The sequence below is a fragment of the Brasilonema bromeliae SPC951 genome, from assembly GCF_012912135.1.
Lineage (GTDB): Bacteria > Cyanobacteriota > Cyanobacteriia > Cyanobacteriales > Nostocaceae > Brasilonema > Brasilonema bromeliae.
Map to the genome: position 1 here is coordinate 1 of NZ_QMEB01000100.1, position 20531 is coordinate 20531.

Annotated in this window: 20 protein-coding genes; 7 read left to right on the forward strand and 13 right to left on the reverse strand. The window is 43.1% G+C overall.

Annotation, left to right across the window (positions count from 1 at the left end):
- Positions 1-122: 122 nt before the first annotated feature.
- Positions 123-1022: an alpha/beta fold hydrolase gene (locus DP116_RS14075; RefSeq protein WP_169155783.1), complete on the reverse strand. Its 900-nt coding sequence runs from the start codon at positions 1020-1022 to the stop codon at positions 123-125.
- Between the two features lie 485 nt (positions 1023-1507).
- Between DP116_RS14075 and pyrH the strand changes: the two genes are divergently transcribed.
- The 5 genes from pyrH (at position 1508) to DP116_RS14100 (ending at position 5598) form a co-directional block, all read left to right on the forward strand.
- Positions 1508-2236, forward strand: a complete 729-nt coding sequence (gene pyrH, locus DP116_RS14080; protein WP_169155784.1) for a UMP kinase — start codon at positions 1508-1510, stop codon at positions 2234-2236.
- Positions 2223-2771, forward strand: a complete 549-nt coding sequence (frr, locus tag DP116_RS14085) for a ribosome recycling factor (protein WP_169155785.1) — start codon at positions 2223-2225, stop codon at positions 2769-2771. The genes pyrH and frr overlap by 14 nt, the downstream gene beginning before the upstream one ends.
- Before the next feature lie 939 nt (positions 2772-3710).
- Positions 3711-4835, forward strand: a complete 1125-nt coding sequence (locus DP116_RS14090; protein WP_169155786.1) for a geranylgeranyl reductase family protein — start codon at positions 3711-3713, stop codon at positions 4833-4835.
- Between the two features lie 206 nt (positions 4836-5041).
- Complete coding sequence (locus DP116_RS14095) at positions 5042-5374, forward strand: DUF433 domain-containing protein (RefSeq protein ID WP_169155787.1); 333 nt, start codon at positions 5042-5044, stop codon at positions 5372-5374.
- Positions 5374-5598 (forward strand): DUF5615 family PIN-like protein, encoded by a 225-nt coding sequence (locus DP116_RS14100; RefSeq protein WP_169155788.1) that lies wholly within the window; start codon positions 5374-5376, stop codon positions 5596-5598. The genes DP116_RS14095 and DP116_RS14100 overlap by 1 nt, the downstream gene beginning before the upstream one ends.
- A 3-nt stretch (positions 5599-5601) precedes the next feature.
- Here DP116_RS14100 and DP116_RS14105 read toward each other — a convergent pair whose 3' ends face one another.
- From DP116_RS14105 to DP116_RS14140, 8 genes are all read right to left on the reverse strand, one after another.
- On the reverse strand, positions 5602-6849 hold the full coding sequence (locus DP116_RS14105; protein ID WP_169155800.1) for a HetZ-related protein 2: 1248 nt from the start codon (positions 6847-6849) through the stop codon (positions 5602-5604).
- A 581-nt stretch (positions 6850-7430) separates the two neighbouring features.
- Positions 7431-8051, reverse strand: coding sequence for a hypothetical protein (locus DP116_RS14110; RefSeq protein WP_169155789.1), 621 nt, complete (start codon positions 8049-8051; stop codon positions 7431-7433).
- A 550-nt stretch (positions 8052-8601) separates the two neighbouring features.
- Positions 8602-9738: a hypothetical protein gene (locus DP116_RS14115; RefSeq protein WP_169155790.1), complete on the reverse strand. Its 1137-nt coding sequence runs from the start codon at positions 9736-9738 to the stop codon at positions 8602-8604.
- 2 nt (positions 9739-9740) lie between these two features.
- Complete coding sequence (locus DP116_RS14120) at positions 9741-10730, reverse strand: AAA family ATPase (protein WP_169155791.1); 990 nt, start codon at positions 10728-10730, stop codon at positions 9741-9743.
- Positions 10715-11725: a hypothetical protein gene (locus DP116_RS14125; RefSeq protein WP_169155792.1), complete on the reverse strand. Its 1011-nt coding sequence runs from the start codon at positions 11723-11725 to the stop codon at positions 10715-10717. Before DP116_RS14125 ends, DP116_RS14120 begins: the two co-directional genes overlap by 16 nt.
- A gap of 25 nt (positions 11726-11750) precedes the next feature.
- The gene (locus DP116_RS14130; protein WP_169155793.1) at positions 11751-12791 is read right to left on the reverse strand and encodes a caspase family protein; all 1041 of its coding nucleotides are present in this window, start codon (positions 12789-12791) and stop codon (positions 11751-11753) included.
- 187 nt (positions 12792-12978) lie between these two features.
- Positions 12979-13863, reverse strand: a complete 885-nt coding sequence (locus tag DP116_RS14135; RefSeq protein WP_169155794.1) for a CPBP family intramembrane glutamic endopeptidase — start codon at positions 13861-13863, stop codon at positions 12979-12981.
- Between the two features lie 279 nt (positions 13864-14142).
- Positions 14143-14610, reverse strand: coding sequence for an AbrB family transcriptional regulator (locus DP116_RS14140; RefSeq protein ID WP_048871189.1), 468 nt, complete (start codon positions 14608-14610; stop codon positions 14143-14145).
- A 1363-nt stretch (positions 14611-15973) separates the two neighbouring features.
- Between DP116_RS14140 and DP116_RS14145 the strand changes: the two genes are divergently transcribed.
- Positions 15974-16978 (forward strand): succinate dehydrogenase/fumarate reductase iron-sulfur subunit, encoded by a 1005-nt coding sequence (locus DP116_RS14145; RefSeq protein ID WP_211173265.1) that lies wholly within the window; start codon positions 15974-15976, stop codon positions 16976-16978.
- Positions 16979-17148: 170 nt separating this feature from the next.
- On the opposite strand, the gene DP116_RS14150 is transcribed toward DP116_RS14145, so the two are convergent.
- From DP116_RS14150 to psbX, 4 genes are all read right to left on the reverse strand, one after another.
- A complete protein-coding gene (locus DP116_RS14150; RefSeq protein ID WP_169155801.1) occupies positions 17149-17673 on the reverse strand; it encodes a TolB family protein in 525 nt (174 codons plus the stop codon).
- Positions 17674-17720: 47 nt separating this feature from the next.
- Positions 17721-18281: a TolB-like translocation protein gene (locus DP116_RS14155; protein ID WP_169155796.1), complete on the reverse strand. Its 561-nt coding sequence runs from the start codon at positions 18279-18281 to the stop codon at positions 17721-17723.
- 53 nt (positions 18282-18334) lie between these two features.
- Positions 18335-19258, reverse strand: coding sequence for a Ycf66 family protein (locus DP116_RS14160; protein WP_169155797.1), 924 nt, complete (start codon positions 19256-19258; stop codon positions 18335-18337).
- A gap of 638 nt (positions 19259-19896) precedes the next feature.
- Complete coding sequence (gene psbX, locus DP116_RS14165; protein WP_169155798.1) at positions 19897-20016, reverse strand: photosystem II reaction center X protein; 120 nt, start codon at positions 20014-20016, stop codon at positions 19897-19899.
- Between the two features lie 196 nt (positions 20017-20212).
- Between psbX and DP116_RS14170 the strand changes: the two genes are divergently transcribed.
- Entirely contained in the window at positions 20213-20503 is a 291-nt protein-coding gene (locus tag DP116_RS14170; protein WP_169155799.1) for a YggT family protein, read from the forward strand.
- Positions 20504-20531: the final 28 nt, after the last annotated feature.

Genomic DNA, 20531 nt, shown 5'->3' on the forward strand with positions numbered 1-20531 from the left:
GGCATGTGGCGTCCCTGGGCTAAAGCCACAGGGTTTTCATCTCACCCACTATAAATTAACACTTCCCCAATTGGATGAATTTGGCTTTGTTCATTTATCCAGAAAATCCGGGGATTGTGACGTTATCGTGTTAGCTTCCAAATCCAATCCTGTATAATTAGATTTACCACCTCAGGAGCTTCATCCTGAGGACAATGCCCAACGCCTTCTAAAGGAAAAAACTTCTGCACTTGCGGAAGATTGGCTAACTCTCTACCTAACTCGATTGGTTCCCACGGGTCTGCTGTTCCCCACAACATAATCGCAGGACAGAGCAATTGAGGTAAAAGGTCTTCTGGTAAAGGACCTGAGGAATAAGAGGTAAACGCGAGGAAAACAGCTACAGCCCCTGGATCGCGTGCTGGCGAAGTCAGTATATCTACTAACTCCTCTGTAACTGCTTCTGAATTAGCATAGGCTTGCAAGAGAATTTTCCGCACTGTTTTGGGTTTAGCGACTTGATTGAAAAAGAAGTCACCAATCGGTTTGACAGATAGTACACGTTGGAGTATTGGTGCTCCAAAACGGCGATGCCACGGTAAAGTTGCCCGCTTGCGATCATGCAACAGCCGTAAGGAACAGTTGAGTAAAGCAACTCCCAAGGCGACTTCCGGATCACTCACCGCCGCTTGCATCACCACAATACAGCCGATGGAGTTAGCAACGAAAAAAGCTGGTTCACCCACCACCTCACGGCAAAAATCTGCGACTTGCTGTCCCCAAGTTTCAATTGTGTAGGCTATTGTCTCATTTGGTTTTGGTTTAGCAGAAGCGCCAAAACCAATCAAATCAAGGGCATAGACACGGCAGTGTTCTGCCAGCACAGGGATATTTTTCCGCCAGTGCCACCAAGAAGCACCAAAGCCATGCACGAGGATAACAGCAGGTCCAGTGCTTCCTTGGGTTTGGTAGCAAATGGGAAAACCTTGCCAAATCCACGTTTTTGTTGAAGTAAATGCTGGAGTGGAAGCAGAGGTGGTCATGGGAGATTAATGATTGGTACAAGGAGTAGAGATGCACCGGCATACCGCAGGTACGACAGTTTTTATTGTTGCAGTACTTAACAATGATTAGCCCCAGGTGTTAAGCGTTGGGCATGAAAAATATGTTCATAACCCTGCCAACACACGTCAAGGACAAACAAGATGATAACTCGTAAAACACTGAAGGTGCACTCGCAGAATTATCAACAAGCGTGAGATCGCCCTTAGGACTCATGCAAAGGGAGTTTGGATTGCCGTAGTCCTACTTTGATCGCCCTTTGAATGGCGAGAACCCTAGACCATCCCCCAGGCAGTGGGTACTAAACTTTGCCCAATCATCTGTTTTTTGTAAGCTTAAGAAATTCATCCCAAAGACACTGAATGAATTTATACTTTTTTGGTAATCAAAAACTAGAGACAGAATGCCACTGTATTGCTATCTTAAATTGGAGGTAATCACAAATTTTTGATAAGCGCGTAACTTCATGGGAACACATTACCGAAGGGTTTTACTTAAAGTGAGTGGTGAAGCCCTCATGGGCAATATGGGTTATGGAATTGATCCAGAAGTGGTCAAGGAAATAGCCGAAGAAGTAGCAGAGGTGGTGTCAACTGGCGTTCAGACTGCCATCGTCGTCGGAGGCGGAAATATTTTTCGTGGCGTCAAGGCGGCGTCGGCGGGAATGGATCGAGCAACCGCTGACTACATCGGGATGATTGCTACGGTAATGAATGCCATGACATTACAAGATTCACTAGAACGAATCGGCGTACAGACGCGCGTGCAAACCGCAATCTCTATGCAAGAAGTCGCTGAACCCTATATTCGTCGTCGTGCCATCCGTCACTTAGAAAAAGGGCGGGTAGTTATTTTTGGTGCTGGTTCTGGAAATCCCTTCTTCACCACCGATACTACCGCAGCATTGAGAGCGGCAGAAATTGAGGCGGAAGTGATTTTTAAAGCCACCAAGGTAGATGGCGTTTATGATGCTGATCCTCATATATACCCCGACGCCAAACGTTACAATAGCTTGACATATGGACACGTTTTGGCAAAAGATTTGCGAGTAATGGACAGTACCGCGATAGCCTTGTGTAAGGAAAACAATATCCCTATTCTTATATTTGACTTAACTGTGCGCGGTAATATCTGCCGAGCAGTCATGGGAGAATCGATAGGGACGCTTGTGGGAGGTTCTTGTGAAATTAGCTGAAGCTGAGAGTACAATGCAAAAAACCGTAGAGTCAACTCAACGGGCTTTTAATACAATTCGTACTGGTCGCGCAAACGCGAGTTTATTAGATAAGGTGACAGCGGATTACTACGGTTCGCCAACGCCCTTAAAGTCACTGGCAAACATTAGTACGCCAGATTCCACAACAATTCTGATTCAGCCTTACGATCGCAATACCCTAAGTCTGATTGAAAAGGCAATATCTATGTCAGATGTGGGTTTAACCCCTAGCAATGATGGTTCCCTGATTCGGCTAAACATTCCACCGTTGACGAGCGATCGCCGTAAAGAATTAGTCAAAATCGCCGCCAAATATGCCGAAGAAGGACGCGTTGCTATTCGCAATATCCGCCGCGACGCCATAGATACAATTCGCAAACTAGAAAAAAGCGCCGAAATTTCTGAGGATGAGTCACGTGATCAGCAGGACAAACTGCAAAAATTGACAAACAAGTACACTGTCAAAATAGACGAGTTACTGGCAGAAAAAGAAAAAGACATCACAACTGTCTAGAAACAACAAAACAAAATGCTCATCAGGGAGACGCGGTTCTCAAAGACAAGGGAGACATGAGGATAGAGGATACCAGGACTAAGGGACAAACCACGGGGAAATTCTTCCGAAAGATTCTCCACGTCACAAGCTCCAGTTATCTTCACTTTATCAACAATGTCATAACGTCTCCTTTTCTTCGTGTATACGCGTAAAACAGAAACCGCGTCAGCGCATCTTACAGTTTTTGCAGCATATAAACACATTCTCGTACACTACCTCAAAACTGTTGATTGAGGTATAAATCTACTTTTTAGTAACTGTTATAAATGACTCTTAGAAATTTATGATTTTCCTATAAAATACTATATAATTTATTTTTTGAAAATTGCAAAAATGGAAAAAAATCATCAAAAAAATTACAAAAACTTTATCAAGCTCTGAAAAACATGGCACAATTCTTTTTGCCAAGTAAAATGAATGAATTGTATTTTAGTATCTGGAGAAAAACAGACGAGTTACTTGTAGGCAATGAACATTTATAGCAGTCCTAAATCATTTGTGTAAAAGTGCCTGCGCTCTGCGCTTAAAAACCAAGTACACCTGTACATCCTTCTTTCCTGTTAAGAGTTAAGAGTTAAGCCTTCCCTCCCTTAACCAGTAAGTTTACAACTCCTGCACGGATTGCTATACATTATCCAAGTTTATGTTTATTAATAAAAAAATAATGATAACAAACCTGTAATCAATCAAGAAATTAAAAGAGTAGTCCCACAGACTTAAGATTTCCGGTGAAAAATAGTTTAGAAAAAATAAAGATTTCGAGGAGTCAGACCAAGCACTGTACGATTTTAAACAGCAAACTATAAAAACAGTTAAAATCTCTTGAGACTGTCTATTGACAGAGTCATAAAGAAAAACAGGGAAGCTAACAAGTTCAGGAGCAAAGACAAAAACCATATGTACGACTGTATTATCGTCGGTGCAGGACCAGCTGGTGGAACAGCCGCCTATCATTTAGCTAAGCGGGGACGGTCAGTCTTAGTTCTAGAAAAAGAAACCCTGCCAAGATATAAACCTTGTGGGGGTGGGGTATCACCAGCGATCGCCCAATGGTTCGACTTTGACTTTAGCCCTGCAATTTCCATCAAAGCAACCACTATTCGCTGTACCTGGAACATGGGCGAACCTGTGGAAGCCGAACTCGGAACTCCTGAACCAGTTTGGATGGTTAGGCGCGATGTCTTTGACCATTTCCTCATTCAGCAAGCTCAAAAGCAAGGGGCCCAACTGAGAGATAATACAGCAGTCACAGGCATTGAATTTAAAGGTGACTCTTGGCAAGTCAATACAGCAAATGGACCTGTCAGTGGACGTTACTTAATTGCTGCTGATGGCGCAAAAGGATCAATGGCAAGATTGCTAGGGTTCAAAGAGCGCAAACGCCGTCTAGCAGGGGCATTAGAAGCAGAAGCACTAACCAAAGTGGAAAACGGTCACATTGCTCACTTTGAATTTGGCTTGGTCAAAAATGGCTATCTCTGGAACTTCCCCAAAGCAGATGGATATTCAATAGGAATCGGCACATTTGTTGGCGGCGGTGAAGCCCAAGATTTCAAAAGCATTTTAAGCGAGTACAGCAGCTTGTTTGGTGTGGATCTCAAAATCTGTAAGCAGTATGGACATGCTTTGTGCTTGTGGAATGGCAATCAAAAGCTGCACACTGAAAATGCGGTTTTAGCTGGGGAAGCAGCTTGTGTCGTTGATCCCTTTACCGCAGAAGGTATTCGCCCCTCAATTTTTAGCGGGATGAAAGCTGCAGTTGCTATTGACCAAGCCTTGGGTGGTGATATCAACGCCTTGGAAAAATACACGGACACCATCAACGAAGAATGGGGTAGTGATATGGCTTGGGCGCAGAAATTAGCTGGGGCGTTTTACCGTTTTCCTGGTATTGGTTACAAGGTGGGGGTTAAGCGTCCGTCATCTGTCCAAATTATGGGCAAACTTTTGTGTGGTGAACTGCGTTACAGCGAAGTGACTGGTCGGGCGCTCAAGCGGCTTGTTCCTGGTTTTGGTGGGTAGTTATTTGTCATTGCGCGATAAGCCGGAGGACTTCGGCGTGAGGGCTACTTCGACAAAGCTCAGTACAAGTCAGTCGAACGCTTGACGCTACGCGTATTGCCACTTGGGTTATTTCCCCAATCATCCAAGCAAACATCTGTAAAAAGGCAGGGATATTGGAGAAGTTCAAAACCTGCCATGATAGAACTAAAAAGCGTGAATGTCATATGCAACTAGAAGATTACTTTGAATTTTTCGCTTCTGATGATATTCGGGTTAAAGGAACGCGGATTGGAATTGAGCATATTCTGGATGAGTACATTCATAGTGCTAAAGCTCCAGAAGAAATTGCTAAGGAACTTCATACAGTGACTTTGGAGCAAATTTATGCCACGATTCTGTTCTATTTGCATAATCAGCAAACTGTAGAAAAGTATATGGCAGATTGGTTAGATTACACGCTTAAAGCTGAAGCAGAATACGACAAAAATCTTCCATCCGTAGTCATGAGATTACGACAGTTAAAGGAACAGCAGAAAGCAGAACCAGTCAGTAACTAATGTCTATCCGATACTTACTGGACGAAAATTTGCCGCCCACTTTTCGAGAACAGTTGCTGCGTTATCAACTCAATTTAACTGTTTTAATGGTTGGCGATCCGGATGCGCCACCAAAAGGAACTCTAGATCCTGAAATTTTGTCTTGGTGTGAGGAACAACGTTTTCTCTTGGTAACGAGAAATCGCCGTTCTATGCCTGTACATCCTACCTTAAAGTTTATATAGATATCACTCTTGACTTCTCAAAGCTTGGGCTAACAGGTAAACTTTAGTCAATTCACCCATTGCTTGGTGCATTTTGAGTTTTAACTCAGAAGCTGTGTCTTCTATCGAATAACCAGCTTTACGCAACTCTAAAACAGAGCGCTGCAAAGGAGTCAATTGTTCATGCAATTGCTGCCACTGCTTTGGTGTTAGCCCCAAGTTGTGTTCTTTCAAGGAAATCGACAGCCAACTATCCACTAGTTCTGGTTTACCTTTGAGGGCAAACACGCGTACAGCATGGTAGCTAATTTTTTCTCGCAGTTGGTAGACTTCCTTAATTGGCTTATTTAATTTTTTGGCGATCTCATCTTGGGACTTTCCTTTTATATAGAGTCGCAGCCACTCTACAGCTTCTTGTCCAAGATTTTCTAATAAATAATCCTCAAATTCCTGCTTAACTGTTTGACGCACTGCTTGTTGTTCTTCCGCTGCTTGTGCCTCTTGATATTCAGCTACTGCTTGAGTATCAACCAAGTTGACTCGATTCTCATTGTCATCAGTAAGAATTTCCTCAGAGACAAGCCTAACTAAGTCTTGAGTTGGCACTTGGGTTAAGCCACCACGTTGAGTTCTTCTCAGGTAATTCACGAAACGATACGCCAGTAGAGGTTGATTGCGTACTGGTCGCAAACAATATTCTTCTACACTGGCAAACAGTAAGGCGTTCTTGAGCCTGCTATCAGTTGTCAATTCTGAAATGTAAATCATTTGTTGTTGTATGTAGTTATCGCTTTGCAGTAATTCTTGGATAACTTCTTGCAGCACATCTAGCACTGTCCGATCGCGATCGCGACTCAAGGCGATCCAAGTCTGAATTTTATGGCGTAATGTCACCAAACTCCCCAACATAGTGATCAAATTGCGATAAGCTCGTTCTCTAGAAAAACCTAAATAGCGTTGACGCAAAAGACTGTAGCGGTACTCCATCGCTTGCTTGGCAATATCCAATTCATTTTGGCTAAGTACTTCAAAACGATGTAAGTCACTTCCTAAAAGCCAGCTAATTATACTTTCCCTATTTTCAACACTTTGTTCTGAACACTCGATAGCCAGACGCTTTCGCCAATATAGTGCTATACGTTGTGCTTCTAAGAGGGGCAATTTGGGTATATTTAACCATATTCCAGCAATCTCTACCTGTTGTCCCTGTTGAGTTAGGTTACTCAACTGAGCTACAGCACCTTCCAAGTCACCACGGGTAAAGCGATCCATACCACGGGCATAAATTAGTAGTGGTTGAAATTCTGCTAACGGCTCTGCAAAAGTCTCTACTAGGGAAGTCATGCGAACCCACTCTGCTTTTTCCTCCAATTTCAACTTTGAAAGAGCTAACGCTATTTTATTTGCTGCCTCACTCGGTTGCGTATAAGCTAACGCCGTCCACCTCTGAACTTGAGCAAAATCACGAATATCCGGATCATGGCTGTCAAGCTGCTGCTGTACGTAGGCAAGTAAAAAATCAGATAACTCATTTACCCGCTTCTCACCAAAGCGAGAATTCGCCTTCAACTCCTTCAACAGCGCATTCCGCACTGCGGTATCCATTTCATACAGTTCATGCCCCACCTCATCACAAAGGCTAGAAAGCAGCAAATCCGCCACCGCCATCCAAGGGATGTTTAGGGCTTCACCGTTGATATCACGTTGAAAATTAGCCCACATCCGGTAAAGCAAATCCGGCGTCAGGGCTAATGGAAAAGCAGCATGGTAAGCCAGATAGAGGTGTGCTTCTCCAAAACGTTCCCCAAAAGTTTTAATACGGCGAGTGGCGACTTCTGGTTTCATTGGCTTCTCTAAACTGAAGTTTTTGACAAAAAACGCTGGAAGGGTTGCAAGAAAATTCCTAAAATCTTATCAACTTCCTTAATGTAATATTCAATAGAATCGATACAAACAATATTTTGTTCTAAAGTCAAGAACTTCCAGCTAGTTCCAGTTGTAACGACTCCGTAAATAACTTCAATATCATTTCCTGCCCTTTGATTAAATATCTGAGCAGCAAGCATTGTAGCAGCGCATTGCCCTAGCCCTGCAATAATATTCTCATTTTTTGCCTCAACCACAGTTACTACTGGAGCACTAATAAAGTACTGCTCACCAGACGCACTGAGGAGAAAATCACAAAAGCCTGAGAGTCCTTGCGCTGGTTCAACATTAAACTCCGTGCCAGAAAATAAGCTGATTCGATAATCCAGTTGTCGTCTGACTTCAGACAAGATGGGAGCAATGAGGAACTCAGAACGGGCTTTTTCACTATTGATAGCAGTTGCTAAAGGTAAGTTTTCATCTAGCAAGCGTGTCAGCAAGTCAGATGGCTGCACTCCTGGTACATTCCGAAACAAATTGCGAGTTTCGTCCAAAGTTAAGCCGAATGTATTTTTAGCTTTAGCAAGAGTAAAATCACTGTATGCCATCTGTTTCTAGTGCTTCTCATTTTTAGTTAGTTAAAACTGATATTTTGCAGCATTGTCAATTAGCAACCTCGCCCGCTCAGAACTGAAGTTCCGGGCTAATAGCTCAAGTCCATTAAAATGGACTGAAAATCTTGGTAAGTAAGCGTTTAGTCCTCTTGAGAGGACTTAGGCTATAAGCCAGGGGTTTCTAACCCTTGGCGGACGATGCAAGCTGGCGCAAGATATCGGTTAAAACTGACTTTAGCTGTTAGCCCAAACTTTATACCAAATTATCTGTAAACTTGCACTTTCACTCTTGGCGTTCTTGGCGACGCCAGTCGCCTACGGAGGGAAACCCTCCTGCAGCGCTGGCTCGTCTTGGCGGTTCGTTTCATAAATATTAAGTAGAACGGCACAAATAATTCATAGTATGTCATTGCGAGTGGAACGAAGTGGAACGAAGCAATCACAGGGGTTTGAACAACTTTACTTTCCGTTACATAGTTAGGTTTATTTCCGCCGACCTATAAATGCATCTTCATGGAGAATTGGTCTTAGTCCAAAGCTGTTACTAAAACAGCTCATATTCTAATTGTGCATAGCTTCCCCGTCCCCGCAACACATCAATTGCTCCATCCAAGCCCTGACGGCTAAACTCAAACATTGGCACCAAACGGGCTATCTCACCCGCTGTTGTGCCAAACCAACGCTCTTTTGCCATCGGGTTGAGCCATGTTACATAACGCACTCGTTGTTTAAGCTGGTCGAGAAATTTTTGGGTCAATTCCAGCCGTTCTATGCTAAAACCGCCCCGTGCTGCCCCTGCATCACTAAAAATTAATACAGCGGAACGTTCCGGGCGTAGCTGAGCTAAAACATCTGCCACAGATTCAGCTTTCTGGCGTGTCGGGTCTTGGTAGAGATACCGAGTGGGACAATTGTGAAAGTAGTAAGTACCAGCCCCTCCCAAGCGTCCTCCCCGTTGGGCAGTTTCCACCAACCGTTGAGATAAAGCGTGAAACGGTACCATTGATCCCTTGTGATCAATCAGCAATAGCAACTCAGTTCGATTTACCCGATGGGGAACCAAAACAGGTTCTAGCAACACCCCTTGCTGTACAACTCGCTCAATAGTTGCTTCCACATCTAATTCTGTAGGCAAACCTTTCCGCACCAAACGGCGGAGATGTCGCCAGCTTTGTTTCATCTGCCGTCGGGTGACTGGGAAATACTCATCTGTTTGTGTGAAGCGATTAACAGTAATATCCTCATCTCGTTGAGTAGTAATCTGTACAGCCTCAGCGACTTGAATTTCATCTTCTACCTGCATTAATTCAGATGAGACGGGTACGGATGCTGGTGTAGTTTTGTCAAGTTCAGACGTGGGAGCAGAACCGGAATCAACCGTAGTTGAGTTTGAGACAACTGGTTTTTCAGATGAGGTTGTCGCGGGAGATGAAACTGGGGCAGTGTTGGTTGATTTGGCGATTACTTGTTGAAAGTGGTAGTTAAACAGGTGTTCCTCATCCTGAGATTTCACCCACAAGGTGCGGCACAGTTCCGCCAAAGCTTCCTGGTCAACCGTGCCAAAGCCTTCCTGTAACGCACGCAGAACAAGATAATACTCATTAATACCTAAAGATAAGCCTGCTTCTCGCAGCTGAGTGAAGAGGTCAAGCAGTGGTAGTTCTTCTTGGGAAGCTTCCATGTTCATATTCCCGATGACGATGGCGCGGAGGAGTCGTCCTCTTGAGATGATGATCGCCCTTGTTCTCCATATCGCCGATAATCATCCCAACTTTTGAGTAACACCCCTGGATACAACAGTTCTGTCTTCAATTTGGCAAGAATTTCGTCATCCTCATGATGCCGCAGAATCCGCACCCAGTCCATAAGTTCGCTGGTGCTGACTTTCTTGCCAGCTTCGCCTTTATCCCGCCGCATTTCTTCCCGGAGTTCAACAAAGCGGTCAATAATTGTGTCTACCACATTCAAAGGTGAAACTGGGAAGTGTGCTTTGACAATCTCTATCAACTGCTGACGTTCAGGAAATTTGACATAGTGAAACAAACAACGGCGTAGAAAAGCATCTGGTAAGTCTTTCTCATCGTTACTGGTAATAAAGACAATAGGCGTCACCTTCGCTTGAATTTTCTTAATGGAACTGCTTTGTTTTACTTCTGCTACCTCAAACCGTTTCTCATCAAGTTCCAGTAGCAGATCATTGGGAAAGTCGATGTCAGCCTTATCAATTTCATCAATCAGCACCACAGTGCGCAAGTCATTTAGAAAGGCACGTCCTAGCGGTCCCCACTCTACGTAAGCATCCACATTTTTCGCCCGGACTGCGGCTTCATCATCAATTCCCGACGCAGCAAGTTGAGCATCCCGCAACCTTCCAACCGCATCATAAGTGTACAACCCATCCCGTGCCCGACTGGTAGATTTGACGTACCAAGCTTCATAAGGCAAACGCAATTCGTAAGCCACTGCACGAGCTAATTTTGTCTTACCACACCCCGGTTCTCCTTTCAGCAATAAAGGTCTTTCAAGGGTTATGGCTAAATTAACCGCTTCTACCAACTTCTCACTCGGCAGGTAGGGATACAGCAATTGCCCCGTCTGCGGATCTTGTTCTCCTGGCTTGGGCTGCACCTTGCCTGTGTATTTCAGCCGCTTTCCCTTTAAAGCTCTAGCCACCTAACTTCTTCCTCCTGCCAGTTACAGCCACACAAACCAAAAATTTGGGCAAACACATGCTCTGGAACCCCTTCACTCTTTTCCAAAATCACCTGAACTGTAGAGTCAATTTGTCTAGTGACCTTGGTTGGTAATGTATCAATTGCATTTTCCATCCAACTAGCTAACACTCTGTCAGATAGGCGATCTATGATTGGTAACCTGATAGGGATACAGGGTTCCCAAACCGGATCGAGCTGGTTTGCAAATTGGATTTTCCAGTTGCTGACACAACCCTCATGATCAACTAAAAACATCAGGAGAAAAAACTCGTTAGTTGGGTAGATTGTTTGTTGAACTGAGTTTACCAACGGTAGCCAGAAGTCGCGCATCAGTTCATGTAGATAGTCTTCGTCAATGCAGTCAAAGTCATGAAAAACCAGGATGACGTGCTGGGTTTGCAACTGAGATACTACATTCTTAGCAATCTCTTCATGAGATGAGAAGTTTTGTACTCCCATTTGACGCCCGAACTCTCGCCACAAAGCAGCAATGTCTGTTCTCAATGCCCTGCGGGAGAGGTAAAACTGGATTGGGGGAGTTATGGTACTGTCTGGAATTGCCTGTAACAAGCGCTTCAGCAGAAAGATTTGACCGTGTTCTGGCGAGCCATGAACCAAAAAAGCTCCTATTCGTTTTTCTTCAATAAATTCTCGAAACAGCTGCACCTGCTGTACATAATTCAGGCGAAACAGCGCACTGTGTATTTGCTCATTATTTACCCGCTCAATATATTTCTCAACTTCTTGAATTCTGTGATCCAAACTTTTAAGCTGAGTATCTTCTTCTTGAATTTGTTGCTTTAGCTGAAATTTGCTGGCTGGACTGACCTCAATGGCTAGAGCCAGGCGTAACTCCTTAACCTTGTCATGGCGTCGCCTCCACTCTTGCTGAAGTCCATCAAGTTCTTCATTCAGCCTTTTAAGTTTATTTCTTAGAGCGTTGACGTATGACATCTCTACTTAGCCCCAGCTTTCTAAATTACTGCAACGCCTGTTCTATCTCATCCAACTCATCACCAAGACGCGCTAGCTGAGCTTCTTCATTCAAAAGCTGCTTTTCTAATTGAAACTTAACAGCCGTACCAGTCTCAATAGCTAGAGCATCCCGCATCCGCTTCACCTTTTCACTACGGAGGTCCCATTCTGCCTGTAGTGTGTCTTGTCTCTGCACTAATCGTCGCTTTTGTCCAGCCGTCAAACTACTGGTAGTCATGTGAACTTCTGCCACTGGTGTTTCCCCAGGTAAAAATTTACTTCCACCTGCGTAGTAGCAAAGTGGAAAATTATCACCCAAATCAAGGACTTTTTTGACGAATGGATGCTGTGGTCCCGAAGCCCGGTTGGGTACTTGGTCGAACAAATAAATCATAACGTCAAGAATACGAGCATAGCCATCTTTCTCTTTGGCTGCTTTGCCTTGTAAAGCTTCTAACAAGCAATCTGTAAAAGCACTGTAGGGTTGACCGGTATAAGAATATTCATCTTCCCGCGATGAAGCAACGATAACTCGACCACTTCCCGTTCCCAGAATCTCTAACAAATCAGGTGGTACAGGTGACTTGACAAAAGTTTCTCCTGCTTCTTTAAGAACCGGAACACCTCCTGCATGACAGCAATCTAGCAAAACGACGAGCTTACGTGCTTTAATCGCCTCTATCTTTTGGGTAAACTCTAATCCTGATATGGCAGTGTCTGCACGTTGACTGGGATCATAGCCATAAGGCACTAAAAAGTATTCATTTGTACGCTCAATCCGTCCACCATGACCAGAGTAGTAAATAATGACACTCGCATCGGGATTTTGGTTTACCTGTTCGATAAGCTGGTCAAAAGCCTTGAGAATTTCTTGCCGAGTTGCAGAAGTCTCAGTGAGCAGGTTGACTTGGTTTGATGGGTAAGCAGCTTGATTGGGATTAACCAAAATATCTCGTAAGGCAGTAGCATCTTTAACAGTGATGGGTAAATCAGCACCAATACCGATGAGTAATGCATAACCATTAGCAAAAGTTTGATTTGTCACGCCTTATCCTCTTGACTTATTGACAGTGCTTGGTGACTCTCTTTTGAGGGGAGTATACTAATCTACCAACTGAAGTCAAAGCATCCCAGATTTTTTTCAGCAACAATTGAGAACAAAGAAACTCTGTTATTGTTTGTCTCACCCTGTCACTACTGATTTTTTTACGCCTCAGCGTCAATGCACAAAATCAAAAATAGCGAGAGAATAACCAGAGAATCCCCCCAGTCAGGAGTAAACAAAGAACACCCGCGACACCAGCAAGGGGTTTTTTATTCTTACCTGTCACCCAGTCCGAGACGTTACCTGTGTAATCAATGAGTGCGGCTGTGTCTATTGTGGCGATCGCCCAAATCCATCCTGTATGCAGTCCCCAAGCTAAGCCTATACTCCCCCCATCGACAAATCGTGCTAGTACCAACACCATTCCCATAAACCACAGTCCAGGTAACTGTGGGATGGTTTCTTTTTGCTCCCAAACCAAGTGTAGCAACGCAAAAATCGAGCTAGAAATAAACGCTGCTACCCAAACGAAGCCATTCTTTCCGAGTTCAGTAAACACAAACCCGCGAAAAATTAGCTCCTCAATACCACCTACAAACAACGCCACTAATAAAATTGGTAGTAAGATAGGTCGCACAAGCTTAATATTCGACCATTGAAAAGAGCACCATCCTAGCCACAATTGCCACAAAAAAACTAATGTTATACTTAATATTCCTAAAGCTAAACCTACCACCAAAGAATATAGAGTTGAAACATTTCCAATAAAGCCGTAATCTGAGAAGGGTGTATTAGTTAGCCAACTCGTTCCCCACAAAATGAAGGGAGCTAATAAGTATAGGGATACCAGTAAAGGTAACTTTTTTTCTGGCTGCAAAAGTTGAGAAGGTTGCCATTTGAGGACAAACGCTGTTAATGCTGCTATGGGTAACCAGCAAGACACCCAAATAACAAAGAAAGCCATCACAACAAAGAATACTGGTGCATCTTTTAAGGATGACAGTAAAAAGTTGACTGATGGCTTAGGTAACGATATGAAAGTAGGTAAAAAAACACAATCGACTTCTTGCATAGTAGAAACATTTTATTTTGGTAAGAGAAAAGACTTATTCATTTAGAGCAGCTTTCAAGTAGAGATAGCTAGGTTGTGTTTATTTTCCCACTACCTCAAGTATTGCTCATCTAATCGCTCTTCTTTTTTCTTAACCAAACCTTTACCAAAATGAATGAATCATGTATCCAAGAAGTTTAATTGTTTTTTTTGTTTCAAAAATTTTCAAAGGTTTGACTCTTGCCGTAAAGACAAGTTATACAGCTTTTGCTTTAAACTTGCCTCTACGATCACAAAAATCTATTCCTCGTCTTCGTAGTCGTCGTCTTCTAAATCTTCCTCGTCTTCAAGATCTTCATCATAGACTTCTGCGTCTTCATCATGCTGGAGTAGCTTTTTATCACTATCAACTTGAATTAAGTGAATATGCTTGTAACCCAGCTTAATTTCAAACTCATCACCCGGCTTTAAACCCATTGCTTTGGTATAAGTTGCACCAATAACAATCTGACCGTTTTGATGGACACTAACCCTGTAAGTAGGTTCACGCCCACGACCATCTTTTGGTGCTTCTGGACTTAAGGGAATTCCCCTAGCCGAGAGCAAAGCATCGTAAAAGTCGGTGAGATTGACACGAACTTGGTTATTTTTTGTAACGGTGTAATAACCACACTGCTTTGCTCTTTCTCGCCGTGGTAAATTAGAAAGCTCTTTCACTTTCGCTAGCAGTGTTTTTCCAGTTAATGGTGCAGTTGCGGTTTCAGTCATTATGCTTGAAATATCCTCACTCTCTCCAAAAAAATAAACAAATCATCATTTGCCAGTACTTGACTTTTTGACATCTGCACAAAGTTGCTTCAGTTCTCAATCGCAAACTGGTTATTCCTCCATATGGGGGGAGCCACAAGAGTATCTGTTACGATTGACTACAACAGAAGATGGTTGTAGTTGTCACAGGCATTAATTTTCGTAATTTTACGGCATTTCTAACCATCATTTGCCATCTGAAACGAAATAATTCTCTTTTTTGGCACTACTAGAGTGGAGCAACTTTGAACAACTACAAATTGGGGAGACAAAAAGCGAGGACACTGCGCCCTTAGGGGTTCCCAAGGACGGTGCAAAGTGTCCGGGTGAGGATTTTCCTCCCGATTTCTCGCGCCTTGTGCTCTACCACTATAAACAAGTCGTAGACCCAATAAATTGCAGGCTTTTCACTTTCCTAAGTCTGTCTTAATTGACCTTGAGTCGTAGGGTTTTCCCCATTTTTACTCAAGAAACATGATTGACAGCATAGTATTTTCATAAGGTTGTGCTGACATACAACCTTTTACCCTGCTAGTAGAGACCAGAAATTTCTTGCCTCCACTTTATTACAAAGAAACAAAGCAGTAACAGTCGCACTTACACGGCGATTGCTACTGGTTTTGTTGCTTCATAATTTTATATTAAATAGTAGCATGGTTTAATAATAGCAAAATAGATGTTTAACTTTGAATTCAACTTGCTGATACACTTTTATCTAAATTTTTATGCCTGGGATGAGTATTGCTGGTCAGGATTTATAAAAATTCATTTAATTTAGACAAGCAGTTTTAACGAGATGAGTGAGAACCAAGAGTTTCTTGATCAACTGGTCAAGATGTTCATTAAGAGCTTTAACAATTCTATATAACCAAAAAAATGCAGCTTCACGACCAATTGAGCGATTTTTTCACTCAGAGCTTGTTTAACTCGTCTTGACATCAAGATATAGTTATAATCCAAGGAGCATTAAATTTGGAAATTTTCGCGCCTTAGAATGAACTTAAGTCTGACTTCCAGTGTCCCTGTGTTTTACTCTCGTTCTCCATCAGCCCAAATATATAAATTAATTGTCAAGCAGTGAGCATTTTTTCTGGTAATCTGGCTATTGACACATCTGGTGTTAAACCCATTGGGTAGTCATACAACTAAAATTTTGATGATTATCCTTAAACTATAATGAGTAGCTCTTTAATCATCAGCCTATTAACAGCGAGCTTTTAATTAAAGGCAACAAGAGTATACCTCACTTGTTGGTGAGCAACCCATGTGTGGAAATTATTGCCACCAGATGGGTATAGCAATTTAAAAACTTTGGTTAGTGGTCATGGAAGTTATTTTTAAGATCATACGGCAGCAACAAAATTCCTCCCCGATTGTGCAAACTTACTCTTTGGATGTTGAAGGGGGGAATACAATCCTAGATTGTCTCAATCTTATTAAGTGGGAGCAAGATGGGACATTGGCATTTCGCAAAAATTGTCGCAACACGATTTGTGGTAGCTGCGCGATGCGAATCAATGGGCGTTCAGCTTTGGCTTGTAAGGAAAATGTTGGCAGTGAAATTGCCAAATTGGAACAAACGGTTACAACAGCAAGTCATGCAAACGGGATTCCAGAAATCATCATCGCACCACTAGGCAATATGCCTGTGATCAAAGATTTAGTGGTAGATATGAGCAGTTTTTGGAACAACCTTGAGACGGTTACTCCTTATGTGAGTACAGCTGGGCGTAACATCCCAGAAAGAGAGTTTTTACAAACACCCCAAGAGCGATCGCGCCTTGATGAAACTGGTAATTGTATCATGTGTGGAGCTTGCTACTCTGAATGCAATGCTCGTGAAGTTGATCCAAATTTTGTTGGTCCCCACGCACTGGCTAAAGCTTACCGCATGGTAGCTGACTCTCGTGATGATAAAACCGAAAGTCGTTTAGAAGAATATAACGAAGGAACTAAAGGAGTTTGGGGTTGCACGCGTTGTTTGTACTGTAATTCCGTATGTCCAATGGATGTTGCCCCACTAGATCAAATCACAAAAATCAAGCAGGAAATTCTTGATCGCAAACAAGCAAGCGACAGCCGTTCAATTCGCCATCGCAAAGTATTGATAGAGTTAGTTAAAGAAGGCGGCTGGATTGATGAGCGTCAATTTGGTTTACAAGTCGTCGGGAACTATTTTAAAGACCTCAAAGGATTGCTCAGTCTTGCTCCCCTTGGGTTAAGAATGATAGTGCGAGGCAAGTTTCCTCTTTCGTTTGAACCTTCTGAAGGAACTCAACAAGTGCGATCGCTTATTGAAGCCGTCAAGCAAGAAGAAAGTAGAGTGTAGAGATGAGGGAGATACGGCGAGAGTGATATAGCGGTTCCCATTTGAATCACATACATCACTACGAATAATGTAGAGCACGTAAATACTACGTCTCTACAGATCGTGTGTCTTGCACGCAACACCAGAAGCATTATTATTGTTCATTTGCTTCCCTATCTCCCTCATCTGGCTCAACGTGGATCTTGAGGTATGTTCAGCGGTTGCCCAGAACGGTTATAAACTAAAATATCCCATTGCCCATTAACACTAGACTCAAAAGCAATCCTACTACCATCTGCACTAATTGTTGGATGACGCACTTCTGCTTGCAGGTTGGCAGTCAAATTTCTTAATTGACGTGTTTCTGTATCATAAAGAAAAATAGCTGAGCGACCCTGTCTATTACCTGCAAACACGACATAACGACCACTTTCAGAAACACCAGGATGAGAAGCAACAGTATCAAAGGAATTTAGACCAGGCAAATCTACCAAACTGCCAGTGACTCTGTCAAACATATAAATATCTTGTCTACCCCGTCGATCACTGGCAAAAACGATGTATCTTCTTGAAATTTGGGGATCTAATTCCGAAGCAGAACTATTAAGACTTAGTCCGCCTGGATCGTAAGGATAATTGACTATGCGTGGGTAACCAGCACAGCCACTTAACAAACTAGCTGTAGCAAATATAGGTAAAAAAATAGAATGTTTCATAGTCATGAGTCATGAGTCGAAGACTTAAGACTTTTACAGCATCCCTCTCATGGAGATGCACCCACCGATGCGCCATTGGCAATATCTAACTCCACATCCGGTCCCCGGTCTAGAACTTCAATATCCCACTGACCACGGCTAGCAGTTTCAAAGACAACATAACGCCCATTTGGGCTGATACTTGGATTTCTGATCCAGCCACGATAGGTTGGGGTAAGAATTTGCGACTGTTGCGTAGCGCGATCATAAAGCGCCACCACTGGTCTACCTTGGTCACTGGTGATATAAGCAATGTAACGTCCGGTGTAGCTGAGGCTAGGACTTTCAACAATTGTTTCCCGTTGGTTTAAGCCCGTTGTTTGAATAAATTGTTGCTGTTCCAAGTCATATACCAGCAGTTGGTGACTACCATTGCGATTAGAGACAAATGCTAAAAAACGACTATTTCCACTCAACGCTGGTTGCTGTTCCGTGTAACGGCTGTTGAGGGAAGTTGGTCCAAGAGGGACATCGCTATAACTACAAGATACAAGAAAACTTGCCAACGCAATACTGAGACCCCAAGGAATTTGCCTTTGGATCCAAAAACTAGGTGTAATTTTGCTCACCTCAACTTTTTTCGTTACGCTTTCGCGTCTTGCACCTAATCTTATTTATAGATTTATAGATCATCATCAAATTTCGATGAGCTATCTCGATCTTGATCCGAACGCTCAGAACGGTCTAGTGGTTTGTATTCTACATACTCACTAGAAATGACTTCATCATCCTCACGCCCCCTTTGAGGAGCAGATTCATTGGGCGAACGGCGTTTTCTCGGTCTTGCAGGAACATCCTCATCACGAGTTTCTGGACGTGCTGTACCATTACTACCACGACGCGGAGGTCGTCTTTCTTCGGTCGTTGAACTACCCCACTCATCAACTGTTCTATTGGAACCACCCCAATCTTCATCTTCAATCCTTTCAGAAGGGCGTACAGAACGTCCAGAACTCCGGCGACGGGTTTTGTCAGTTTTGTCACTTGATGTCGGTCTTTCGCTTCCATTGCGACGTTCTGAGCGACGGGGAGTTTCATCTTCGTAGTAATCATCCCGAGATGAACGATTATCCCTGCTACCCGAAATTCGACCACGGACGGGGCGCTCATCATAGTCATCGTCATAAGGCAGTGGTTCTAATTCAGCGTCTACCTGTGCCTTATACTTTTTGTTGTACCTATAGTTGTCGCTAACTTCACGTTCGTCATCAACAATAGGAGTGTTACGCTTAGCTTGCTGAGTGGCTATACCCCGCAGGCGAATACTTTCCACCGCAAAAAATATAGTTGAGCCTGCCAAAAGTAACTGACCAAATTGTAAAATCGGGTCAAGACGCCAACCTTGGAATATGAGAATGAAGCCGCAGAGTAAGCCCACAGCAGCAAAAAAGATATCCTGGTCGCGTGAGAGCTCTGGACGCACAGTGCGGAGAAAATAAAGTGCTGCCCCAGCCACAGCCAAGAAAATTCCTAAAACACTGGCTGAGTTTGCCCCAAAATTGACTTGAGCCAGAACACTGGCTGAGTTCAGCCCAAACATTAGCATCGTTGTTTACCTAATATCAAAATCTATGTTAGCGAGTCAGAATTGAAATCTCTACTGTAATTAGACACAATATACTGTGAAGTAGCTTTCTGTATGCAACACATTCGAGTGGGTGATCAACCATCTTTATGGTAACATAAAGTCTAGACTTTGTGTAGACACCATGAAAGCCAAAGGATTACATATTCGCATATCTGAACGTAGACTAAATAAGCTTAGACTATATGCAGAGTGGAAAGAGAAAACCATGACGCAATTGATTGAAGACTGGATTGACAGACTACCGACGCCGGAGACTGGTAATTCCTCAATCACCCCACTCCCTCTCAAGGAGTGAGGATTGAATCGGGGATGGTGTTTCATAAGTGTTTGCTGTCCATCCCCACCCAACATAGCGGTTGAGGGTGGGGACTTATGCGAACTTTTTAAGTACGTGAATTTGCCACTTGGGCTAAGTGAAGCAATACTTACGCGTCTATTATGACCCAAAGCTAACAAGTCTGTGTTTGTCTGCTCAGTAAGCTTAGTATAAGTATTTTTTTATAATGAATTGCTAAGAGTTAGCAATTGAGCAGTGAACTGACGGAAAATCAGTTTTAAAACTAGAGGCGTGGTATGCCACGCCCCTACAATAGATCTTATGAACGCTGGATTTTATCCTTCTGGCTCACAAAAATCAATCCTACTGTGGCGGGGACAACAACAATTAATGCACCCCAAAACAGACTCCAAAGGAGATTTGCTAAAGATGGCGTCATAGATTTCAACCTTTTTTTACATACTTTATAACAATTCTAATGGTCTAGTAGACCGTTGAGAAGCCACTCATGGCAAAGGGAAATGATTCTAGTTGTGTAACAGCCTTTGGTTAAAATTAGAGAAAGGCTTTACAAACCTTAAAATCTGCTGATTCTGTTCTTTCCCTTTATTCACAAAAAAAGTCAAGCTTAAATCATGACTGGTGCTGACCTTGCCATTTGGATTCTCGGTCCAATATTAGGACTGATGACATTTTTGTTTATTTTCCGGATTATTCTGACTTGGTATCCCCAAGCTAATTTGAATCGTTTGCCTTTTAATTTGGTCGCTTGGCCTACTGAACCTTTCCTAGTACCGTTACGAAAGATTGTGCCACCTATGGGTGGGGTGGACATTACCCCAATCATTTGGGTTGGTATCTTCAGTCTTTTACGGGAAATTCTTCTGGGTCAGCAAGGACTGCTGACCATGCTGTCTCGTGCCTAGTAACAAGGGGTATAGGGGTATAGGGGTG